Annotated in this window: 11 protein-coding genes; all 11 read left to right on the forward strand. The window is 56.8% G+C overall.

The genetic code is table 11. The features are described from left to right. Positions 1–483, forward strand: a 483-nt coding sequence (locus AACS18_RS23040) for a substrate-binding domain-containing protein (protein ID WP_258228838.1), incomplete at its 5' end; no start/stop codon positions are given. 285 nt (positions 484–768) lie between these two features. Continuing rightward, positions 769–1,032: a hypothetical protein gene (locus AACS18_RS03240; RefSeq protein ID WP_108613682.1), complete on the forward strand. Its 264-nt coding sequence runs from the start codon at positions 769–771 to the stop codon at positions 1,030–1,032. 338 nt (positions 1,033–1,370) lie between these two features. After that, complete coding sequence (locus AACS18_RS03245) at positions 1,371–1,829, forward strand: DUF6998 domain-containing protein (RefSeq protein ID WP_042082438.1); 459 nt, start codon at positions 1,371–1,373, stop codon at positions 1,827–1,829. 56 nt (positions 1,830–1,885) lie between these two features. Then, positions 1,886–2,602, forward strand: coding sequence for a sugar isomerase domain-containing protein (locus AACS18_RS03250; RefSeq protein ID WP_108613683.1), 717 nt, complete (start codon positions 1,886–1,888; stop codon positions 2,600–2,602). 117 nt (positions 2,603–2,719) lie between these two features. Further along, entirely contained in the window at positions 2,720–3,352 is a 633-nt protein-coding gene (locus AACS18_RS03255) for a hypothetical protein (protein ID WP_339373243.1), read from the forward strand. 157 nt (positions 3,353–3,509) lie between these two features. Beyond that, a complete protein-coding gene (locus AACS18_RS03260) occupies positions 3,510–4,025 on the forward strand; it encodes an AAA family ATPase (protein ID WP_108613685.1) in 516 nt (171 codons plus the stop codon). A gap of 11 nt (positions 4,026–4,036) precedes the next feature. Next, positions 4,037–4,813, forward strand: a complete 777-nt coding sequence (locus AACS18_RS03265; RefSeq protein WP_258228839.1) for a phosphotransferase family protein — start codon at positions 4,037–4,039, stop codon at positions 4,811–4,813. A 535-nt stretch (positions 4,814–5,348) separates the two neighbouring features. Next, positions 5,349–7,256 (forward strand): fructose-specific PTS transporter subunit EIIC, encoded by a 1,908-nt coding sequence (locus AACS18_RS03270; RefSeq protein WP_108613687.1) that lies wholly within the window; start codon positions 5,349–5,351, stop codon positions 7,254–7,256. A 588-nt stretch (positions 7,257–7,844) separates the two neighbouring features. Continuing rightward, a complete protein-coding gene (uhpT, locus tag AACS18_RS03275) occupies positions 7,845–9,251 on the forward strand; it encodes a hexose-6-phosphate:phosphate antiporter (RefSeq protein WP_005334609.1) in 1,407 nt (468 codons plus the stop codon). Positions 9,252–9,470: 219 nt separating this feature from the next. Beyond that, on the forward strand, positions 9,471–9,776 hold the full coding sequence (locus AACS18_RS03280; protein ID WP_005334611.1) for a PTS fructose transporter subunit IIB: 306 nt from the start codon (positions 9,471–9,473) through the stop codon (positions 9,774–9,776). After that, the gene (locus AACS18_RS03285; RefSeq protein WP_108613688.1) at positions 9,776–10,543 is read left to right on the forward strand and encodes a PTS sugar transporter subunit IIA; all 768 of its coding nucleotides are present in this window, start codon (positions 9,776–9,778) and stop codon (positions 10,541–10,543) included. The genes AACS18_RS03280 and AACS18_RS03285 overlap by 1 nt, the downstream gene beginning before the upstream one ends. Positions 10,544–10,743 lie beyond the last annotated feature (200 nt).

The following is a 10,743-nucleotide window of genomic DNA, read 5'->3' on the forward strand; positions in this document are numbered from 1 at the left end:
CACCGCCATATCGCCTACGTCGGCGGGCGGGCCGACTCCCTCACCCGCGCCGAGCGGATCGGCGGCTACTGCGCCAGCCTGCTGCAATATGGCCTCCCCTTCAAACCGGAGTGGGTACTGGAGTGCGAGCGCACCCAGCGCAGCGCCGCCGACACCATCGCCCAGCTGCTGCACCAGCACCCCAAGGTGACCGCCGTGCTCTGCCACTACCCCGAGGTGGCGCTCGGCGCCATCTATGGCGTCGAGGCGAGCGGCCGCACCGTGGGCAAGGACAACTACATCGGCCAGCAGGTGGCCCTGCTCGGTTTTGACGATGTGGCGGAGGCAGAACTCACCTCCCCCGCTCTCACCTTCGTCAGCTCACCGGCCCGCGAAATCGGCCGTCAGGCGGCAAGACGGCTGCTGACCCGGATGCAGCAACCCGAGCTCGCTCCCAACCGCCATATCATCACCCCCAATCTGCAAAAGCGGGAGTCGGCCTGAGCTGGCTGGGCGCCCGAGCTCGCCCCAACCCGCCATATCATCACCGCTCACCTGCAAACCGCAGAAGCGAGAATCAGCCTGAGCTGGCTGGGCGCCCGAGCTCGCCCCACCCGCCATATCATCACCGCTCACCAGCAAACCGCAGAAGCGGGCATCGGCCTGAGCTGGCTGGACAAGCCCGCAGCAGCGCAAAACGTGAGGCCGCTCACTGCGCTGGCAAGGAGAGATTGAGAGCCAAGTGAAGAGGAATATGATGGGCGCCTGCCTCTCTTCACGAGCCCATGTATGAGCAACCCGCGCGACCAGAACCCACCGAGTGAAATCCATCGCTGTGACAAATGCGGCGAGCGTACCCGCCATATCGTGGTGCTGGTCGCCCGCGATCACAGCCAGGACATCATGCCCAAGGATCCGCGCAAAGCCTTCTGGCAAGCCTTTACTTCCAGCAGCATCACCAACTGGGCGTTTGGTGAAACACTGGCCTACCAGACCACCCATGTAAAACATCTTATTTGTGAGCGCTGCGGGGAGAAGTTTCTGGAGTATTGAGCACATGCCGTGCCCAACCATGCACGATGGCCTGCACAAATAAACCGCGCTCGCTCACCCATTTGTTGATCCCCGGCCGGTTTCTCGCCGCGTGTCGTTTTGCCTACCTCTGCCACCAGTTACTATGCCCCACTGGGCAAACAGGCTGCAAAGAGGTCACATCATGCAACCCTGTCCTCCCGTCATATCGCCGGTTAACAGCAGCAGAGTGGAGGCTGTCGTCCAGGGGCGGTAGCGTGTCAGCAAGAAATGGGATGTAGCGATAATTTCCTCGTGACCGTCCAATTATGCTTCGACGATCCGACCGACAAAACTGAACAATCAAAGCGGTAAAAAACATGATCGATCACAAGCGATTCCAGAGATTGGTACAACAGCTCTACTCGACAGTAGAGGAGCTTGAAGAAATGTTTCCGGGGCGACACTTTACGCCCGATGGCCATATGGTCGGCAGTATTGGCGAATGTCTGGTTGCAGATGCTTACGGGTTAGAATTGATGAATGCATCAAACAAGGGATATGACGCTTTATCTCCATCCGGGCTGCAAGTTGAAATCAAAGCCACGCAGGCAAAATCAGTCGCCTTCCGCAGCCAGCCAGAACACACCATCGCCATCAAAATTCTTCCCAACGGCACATTCGAAGAGATTTTTAATGGCCCGGGAAACTTGGTATGGCAGCAGTTTGACGGGAAGCCCCTGCCCTCAAATGGTCAATACCAAATCTCTCTTAACAAGCTCAAAGAATTAAACAAGCAGGTTGATAAATCTCAACGGATCTTAAGAGTCACCCAATAGAACCCGTTCACAGGATGAGGTGCCCCTCTTCGGCAACAGAAAAGGATCCCGCCGTTATGTTTGAGTACGTCGAAAAACTGCAAGCGCGCATTGCTACCATGGTCAGTCAGAACGAAGCCGGGATCCGGCAGGCGGCCCGCTGGTTTAGCGAGGCCATCGTCCACAACAAGATGATCCATATGCTGGGCACCGGGCACTCTCATATGGTCGGGCTGGAGGGGTTTATCCGTGCCGGTGGCCTTGGCAATATCAACGCCGTGCTCGACTCCACCGTCACCACCGCCGATGGTGCCCTGCGCAGCTCGGCGCTGGAAAAACTGCCCGGGCTTGCCGCCATTTTGTGGGAGGATCAGCCGATTGCGCCGGGGGATCTGATGGTGGTCATCTCCAATTCGGGGCGTAACGCCCTGCCCATCGAGTGGGCCCAGCTTGCCAGAGCACGCGGCCACAAGGTGATCGTCATTACCTCGGTGGCGCAATCGGCGCAAAATCCGAGTCGTCACCCTTCTGGCCAGAAACTGATGGAGCTGGCCGATCTGGTACTGGACAACTGCGTGCCGCCGGGCGACGGCCTGTGCGAGGTCAATGAACGAGTCACCGGCGCTTTCTCCTCCATCTCCGGCATGGTGCTGATCAATACGCTGGTGGTTGAAGCGCAAAAACTGGCGCTGGCGCAAGGCGCGACCCCGCTGATCTTCTCCAGCCAGAATGTGGATGGCTTTAATAACGATGATGTTTACCGCCATTTCCAAGGACGATTGAAGTCGATGTAAATATCTATATAGATTTTTTGAAATTAAACCATCAACAAAAATTGAGATCACATAGTGGCAGATTATATAAACAAGAACATCCTTAGTCAGGCTTATATTCATGTTGAGCCGAGAGGAATGGAAACCGATGAACAGTTAGAGTCATTCAAAGAAAATTTAAGAATGTTTTCCTTGACTCGCACTGAGTTCTTTTTATCTGAAGGTCTTGAGATCAATGTTGAGTTTGAAGATGGTTCAATAAAAGCTCGTATAACTGTAATTGGCACACTAATGCTTCTACTTCAAGGTATTAGTTCTTATAAAGACTTCAGAGAGGGCCTTCAACTTCTGTACTCTGATGCAAAATGGCTATCGGATGCCATCATATCGGAATCTTTATATCAAACTAAAGCAAAACATCATGATGTAATCAGAGTGGAGGCTAGAACTGGAATCATTGGCTCCATTCATAAAGTTTTTAATAAATTGGAAAACATTAAACGTGGAGCAAAAGGAGCTATGCTCGCCACTGATATTGTGGATAAAATTGATGGTGCGCAAAATGAAATATTAAAGTTAATGGATAATATCTGTGATTTAGCTGATAAGGATTTAGTCGCAAAAGAATGCATTGCTTTGGTTAAGGAGCTACCAGAAACACCTGTACCACCCAAAGATAAAGAAAATAAAATTTATGCTATCGACGAGTACAGACGCAAAAAATCAAATCTAATCGGCGAAATAGAAATCCATCTAATGGCTGATGAGTAAAATAAAATTATCTATAACGCAGATGTGCGGTGATACCTAATTTGACCATAAATCCTGATAGCCCGTAGGTTCGAATAGCGAAGCGTATTCGGACATTCGCGTCATCACCTCTACTTTTCAGCATCCAGATATATGTTCCAGAAAAGAGCGCTCATAGATGAAACGTATTCTGATTATTGGCAACTCGGGCTCAGGCAAGAGCTGGTTGGCAGCTCAGCTGGCTGAGCGGTTAACTATCCGCGAGGTCAATCTCGATACCCTTGTCTGGCAACCGGGCGGATTTACCCAAAAACGGCCCCAGCATGAGATTGACCTTGCCATTAAAGCGCTTGCCCAAGAGCCTGAATGGGTGGTCGAAGGGGTATTTGATGCCCTGGCTGAACAGCTGGTTGATGCCGCCGATACCCTGCTCTTTCTGGATCTCGACTGGTCGGTATGCCGTGATTCACTGCTATCACGCGGATCACAAAGCGCCAGGCAACGGGATGCAGTGGCAGCGGAAAAGAACTTTCAACAACTGCTGGTGTGGGCATCGGAATATGGGCAGCGAGCCGGCAAAAGCTCCAGCCACTTCCATCGCGAGCTGTTTGATCGATTCCCAAACGACAAGCACCATTTCACGACTCGGGCAGAGGTAAATAGCTATCTCACGCAACTGACCACTCATAGCTAACGGGGTAGAGGATGACGCAACAGGAGTTGGCGAAAATGGGGGGCGCTTCGGTCAATATCCAGCTGCTGGATGGCAAGCCCTGTATCAGAAAAAGAGGCGCATCGCCTGTCGAGCGCCATTTCTACCAACGCGCCGCACTGCATTTGAGCGGGCTCAACACTCCTGCCCTGCTCAAGGTCGAAGGGGAGACCCTGTTCCTTGAACAGATCCCTCATCCGGTCACGCTCACGCAGCTGCACCACAACGAACAGACCTTTGCTCAGCTGGCCAACCTTCATAACGGCAAGTATCAGCCCGACTTTGCGGTGAAAACTCACGGCTGGTCGCTCGTCGACACCAACGAGGCGCTCTCTGTACTCTGCTTGCCGGAAGCGGTAAACGAGAAGATCCGCCATATCCAACAAGTTGGTCACGAACTATTCGAGGAGTCATGCCTGATTTCGGGAGATAGCAATGAAGGCAACTGGGGCACCCGCAACAATGGTGAGCTGGTGTTATTTGACTGGGAACGATTTGGTTATGGCAGCCCGGCCATCGATCTGGCCCCGCTGGTGCCGCGGATGGGTTCACGGGCTGAGTATGAAACCATCATTGAACGCTATCAGCGCCACAGCTCGCTGCACTCTGGCGACCGGTTGCTGCGCCATCTCGTCATGGCCAAGTGCTGGCTGATTATTGAAGTCACCAATCTGCTGACCAGAAGGGAGAAGCCGCAGGCACAGCAATATCTGGAGTGGTATCGGCAACAAGTTCCCAACTGGCTGGGGTCGGTGGCGCATATTGTGTAATCCGCAGGTTCGAATAGCGCAGCGTATTCGAACGTTCGTGTTATCACCTCTCTCTTTTCGGCCATCCCTCTCTTGCCACCACACTTTCTTCCCAAACAACACCCCTCTGCGCTCGCCCAGCCAATTCGATTGGCCTCCGCCATCAGGCGCATAAAAATCCTAATCCGCCCGACGAAACTGCGACTTTTTGTGAGAAAGGTCACATCTAATCACGCCTTAAAACCACATATAAATCCAGACTCCGCTGATGATTAATTTATTTATATGGCGTATTGCAAATCTGACGGCGAGCCTGACATCAATACATTTATCTGTTTTTAAAGAAGAAATGGATGGTTGACTGAAAATGGCGAGTCCTGCCTGAAAACGGGATCTTCATCACATCTCGTTTTGCTGCGCACAAAAATCCAGTGATTAGCACATTTGTCCGATAGGGAGGGGGCGGGCGAGCCGCGATAATGATCAGGTCATTTTTATCCAGTACGTCGATACGTACTCACGCATAGCTTCCGTCACCGGAAGCGGGGAGAGCGCTATGATCACCACCTTGATCAATGAACATCTGATCAACCTCGATTTGAAAGCGACGCGTAAGGAAGAGGTCTTCACCGAGATGGCCCGCCTGCTGGCGTCGCAAGGCAAGGTCAGCGACGAGCAGGCCTTTATCAAGGATCTGTGGGCCCGCGAAGAGCTGGGCAACACCGGCTTTGAAGAGGGTGTTGCCCTGCCCCACGCCAAGAGTGCGGCGGTCAGCACCCCGGCCGTCGCCATCGGCATCAGCCGCAACGGCATCGACTACGGCGCCGAAGATGGCAAGCCGTCCAAACTGTTCTTCATGATTGCCTCCCCAGCCGGTGGCGCCAACCACCATATCGAGGTGCTGGCCGAGCTCTCCGGCAAGCTGATTGAAGAGGGCTTTATCGATGCCCTGCTGGCAACCAAAACCCCGGCCGATGCGCTGGCACTGCTGCTGGCCAAGAAAGAGGAAGCGGCTGCCGCACCTGCGGCCAACAAGGGGCTGATCATCGGTGTCACCGGCTGCCCGGCCGGTATCGCCCACACCTATCTGGCGGCCGAGTCGCTGGAGCGCGCCGCCAAGGAGCTGGGTTATGAGGTAAAAGTGGAGACCAACGGCTCCATCGGCGTCAAGAACAGCCCGACTGCGGACGAGATCGCCCGCGCCGCCGCCATCGTGGTGGCCTGTGACAAGCAGGTGGACATGGCCCGCTTCGCTGGCAAACCCCTAATCAAGACCGGCGTAAAAGCCCCAATCAAGGATGGCAAGGGTCTGATCGAGCAAGCCCTGAAAGCCCCCGCCTACGTGGCTGGCAAAGAAGATAAAAAAGGTGAGGAGAAGAGTGCGGGCGGCAGTTCCGATCTCTATCGCTACCTGATGAACGGTGTGTCGCACATGATCCCGTTTGTAGTGACCGGTGGTCTGTTGATTGCGCTGGCACTCGCCATCGGCGGTAACCCGACCCCGAGCGGCATGCAGATCCCGGAAGGGAGCATGTGGAACCAGATCCTCAACGTGGGCGTGGCCGCCTTCACCCTGATGATCCCCATTCTGGCGGGCTATATCGCCTACGCCATCGGTGATCGTCCGGCGCTGGCACCGGGCTTTATCGGCGGCTGGATCGCCAACAACGGCAGCTTCTACGGCGCGGATGCCGGTACCGGCTTTATCGGTGCCATCATTGCGGGCCTGTTGGTCGGCTATCTGGTGCGCTGGATTGCCACCCGTCAGTACCACAAGATGGTGCAGCCGCTGGTGCCGATCCTGATCGCCCCGATCGTTGGTTCCCTGTTTATCGCTGCGGTCTTCATCTTCATCATCGGTGCCCCGATTGCCGACATGATGACCGGCCTCAACGCCATGCTGCTCTCCATGAGCGGTGGCAGTCTGGTGCTGCTGGGTATCGTGCTGGGTGGTATGGCCGGCTTTGATATGGGTGGCCCGGTCAACAAGGTGGCCTTCCTCTTCTCCGTCGGCATGATTGCTTCCGGTCAGACCCAGTTTATGGGTGCCATGGCTTGCGCCATCCCGGCCGCGCCCCTTGGCATGTCGCTTGCGACCGTGCTCGGTCGCAAGCTGGGAATCTTCGATGCTTCTGAAATCGAAGCGGGCAAAGCCGCCGGTGCCATGGGTCTGGTGGGGATCTCCGAAGGAGCTATTCCGTTCGCCGCCCGTGATCCGCTGGCCGTGATCCCGGCCAACATTCTGGGCAGCATGACCGCAGCTGTGATGGCCTTCCTGTTTGGCATCACCAACAGCGTCGCCCACGGTGGCCCCATCGTGGCCCTGCTGGGTGCGGTCAACAAGCCGCTGCTGGCCCTGCTCTGCATGATCTGCGGAGCCATCGTCACCGGCATGGTCGCGGTTGCCCTGAAAAAACTGCGGGTCAAAAAGAGTGATGAGGTAACTCTGGCCAAGGCGGCCTGAGTGCCCCCTCACCATCGAGGCTCCTAAACCATAAAAGAGGCCACCCCACGGGGTGGCCTCTTGTTTTTTGGGATGGCTAGCGGGCCGTATTTCCCAATATCGCCCCCCGAGAAATAGTGGTCGATAAGCACTCTTCCTAGTCTCTCCCTTCACCTCTATCCTTGCCTTTCCCTTGCTCCCTTCTGGCCTATCCATCCCACCTCCCCAGCCCAGCCCAGCACTCACACAGAGCGCCAAACTGGCTGAAATGGCAGCAATCCGGCGTCAGCGGTGTGATGTTTCTCACGCTTTGTCCGCGAAAGCGCAAAAACTAGGAAAATTTCCTAGCCCCACTAGGGATGGCTCTCAAGCCATTTTTTGCCCCTCTTATTAGAGTCACCTCACCTGATGTCGTGACCCGCACCGCGATGGGCAATGTGCCCCGTCATCCCGTGCCGGGCCCGGGTTTATATGGATGGAGCGTCGAGCGCAGCAACGGCTGACAGCCCCGACGTTCCGTTCTCCCTTCCGTGGCGTGACCTCGAACAACCTATCTACAAATGAGGGGCGCGGCGGAAATACCGTCTATCTCGCAGAGGATGAACGAAGATGTTGAAATTGCTCCAACAGGTCCGGGTCCCCACCCTGGACCTGCCGGTCGAAGCCCGGCGCAAGCTCTGGTTCAAGCCGTTTATGCAATCTTATCTGGTTGTATTTATTGGCTATTTGACCATGTATCTGATCCGCAAGAACTTCAACATTGCGCAAAATGACATGATCCAGGAGTACGGTCTCTCCATGACCGAGCTCGGCATGATCGGTCTTGGCTTCTCCATCACCTACGGGGTGGGCAAGACCATAGTCTCCTACTATGCCGACGGCAAGAACACCAAGCAGTTCCTGCCGCTGATGCTGATCCTCTCCGCGCTCTGCATGCTGGGCTTCAGTGCCAGCATGGGCGGCACCGGTTTCAGCCTCTACTTCATGATCTTCTTCTATGCCCTGAGCGGTTTCTTCCAGAGCTGTGGTGGCTCCTGCAGCTACTCCACCATCACCAAGTGGACCCCTCGCAACAAGCGCGGCACCTATCTGGGTATGTGGAACCTCTCTCACAACGTGGGCGGTGCCGGTGCGGCCGGTGTGGCGCTGTTCGGTGCCAACTACCTGTTTGATGGCAACGTGCTCGGCATGTTTATCTTCCCCTCCATCATCGCGCTGATCGTCGGCTTTATCGGCCTGCGCTTTGGTAGCGATTCACCGGAAGCCTATGGTCTTGGCAAGGTGGAAGAGCTGTTTGACGAAGTGGCGAGCGAAGAAGATATCGCGACCGAAGAGCAGAAGCTGACCAAGTGGCAGATCTTCGTGAAGTACGTGCTGCTCAACAAGGTGATCTGGCTGCTCTGCTTTGCCAACATCTTCCTCTACGTGGTGCGTATCGGTATCGACCAGTGGTCCACCGTCTATGCCCACCAAGAGCTGGGCTTCTCCAAAGACGTGGCTATTCAGGGCTTTACCTTCTTCGAAGTGGGCGCACTGGTCGGCACCCTGATGTGGGGTTACCTCTCCGATCTGGCCAATGGCCGTCGTGGTCTGGTTGCCTGCGTGGCACTGGCGCTGATCATCGCGACCCTGGGTCTCTACCAGCATGCGACTACCCAGTTTATGTTCCTGGGCTCCCTGTTCACCCTGGGCTTCCTGGTGTTTGGTCCGCAGCTGCTGATCGGCGTCGCCGCCGTGGGCTTCGTGCCCAAGCAGGGCATCAGCGTAGCCGATGGCGTCAAGGGCACCTTCGCTTACCTGATTGGTGACAGCTTCGCCAAACTGGGTCTGGGCATGATCGCCGATGGCACCCCCATCTTCGGCCTGACCGGCTGGACCGGCACCTTCGCGGCGCTGGACATCGCAGCCGCCGCCTGTCTGGTGCTGATGGGCTGTGTCGCGGTCGCCGAGGAGCGCAAGATCCGCCGCATCAAGCGCGAACTGAAAGCCGCCGAGCTGGCTGCCCAGACCGCCTGATAGCCATAACAACAGACGCAGATTGTTCAGGGCCACCCACAGGGGTGGCCCTTGTTGTTTGGAGCAACCAGACACCCGACTGGCCCGGCATGAGCCTGCACTGCCGTTCAAGGGACGGGCATATCCCCATCAAGATCCCACTTTTCATATGGACTTTTGGTAAAAGCCCCCCGCTGGCGCTATCTTGTTGCTCCCCCTTGTCAGCATCACAGAGAGCAGATGAAGATCGTCGCCGTCACCGCTTGCCCGACCGGTATCGCCCATACCTATATGGCTGCCGATGCCCTGCAAAAAGCCGCCACTGGGCTGGGACTCAAGATCAAGGTCGAGACTCAGGGCGCCATGGGCATGGAGAACATGCTGACCGCCCGCGATATTGCCAGCGCCGACCTGGTGTTGATTGCCTCCGATATCGAGATTGAGCAGAAAGAGCGCTTCCTCGGCTGCACCATCCATCAGGTGAGACTGGAAACCGTGCTGCTGGATGCCAACGCCGTACTCAAGGCCCTGCCGATCCCGGCCTGATGCTGACCCGCGAAATCACCTTCTACTGCCAGCAGGGGTTGAGCATCACCCAGGCCAAGCAGTTGAACCGGCTGGCGGGGATGTTCAAATCCACCATCCGCTGTGCCAACCTCACCCGGCGCCAGACCGTTGCCGCCAGCAACCAGCTCTCCCTGTTGACCCTCGCCACCCAGCCCGGCGATCTCTGCCAGTTGCAGATTGAAGGGTGCGATGCCGAGCTCGCCCACATGGCCTTCACCTGCTGGTGCGGGGAGCTGGGTCAACCGCTGGTGCGCCCGCGCACCGCCGCGCTGGCGGAGTTGCGACTGGCCAACGTCCTGCCCGACTACCATTTTGCCCTGCGCCAGCTGGCCCATAGCCCCAAACCGCTGAGCAAGGCAGAGGCCCTCGAGCATCTGATCGATCTGCTGCCCGCCGAGCTGATCACCGGCCGCGCCACACTGACCGCCGCGGTAGAGCGGCGCGAGCAGGTCTCGGCCACCATCATCCGCCCCGGCCTTGCCATGCCCCATGTATTGAGCGAAGGGATCAGCCAGCCAGCGCTGACCCTGCTTAGCTGCAAGGAGCCCATTGAGTGGGGCTCTCAAATCGGGCCGGTGCAGACCATTATTCTGCTGGCGGTGCCGGTTGGCAGCGGACGGGAGACCCTGCGCCCCCTCACCCGACTGGCGCAGGCGATGATCGACGATGTGGTCAGCCACGCCCTGCTGTTGGCGGGCTCGACCCCCGCCCGTCAGGCTATCGTGATCGAGAGCCTGCTGAGCTAGGCGAATTGGCTCCGGGCACTGCTTGTTGTGACGCCACAGCCATTCATCCTGCCCTCAGCACCCTGTGGTACACTCGCTGCCATCGTCTGTTTGAAGTGTGTATCCGATGAAATCTCCCCGCTCCCGTCTCTCTGTCAGCCGTGCGCCGCGCGATAACGCCCCGCGCACGGCGGCCAAACCAGCCGCCCCCCGCCATGCAT

Origin of the sequence: Aeromonas sp. HMWF015 (genome assembly GCF_963878965.1) — a bacterium.
Classification (GTDB): domain Bacteria; phylum Pseudomonadota; class Gammaproteobacteria; order Enterobacterales; family Aeromonadaceae; genus Aeromonas; species Aeromonas veronii.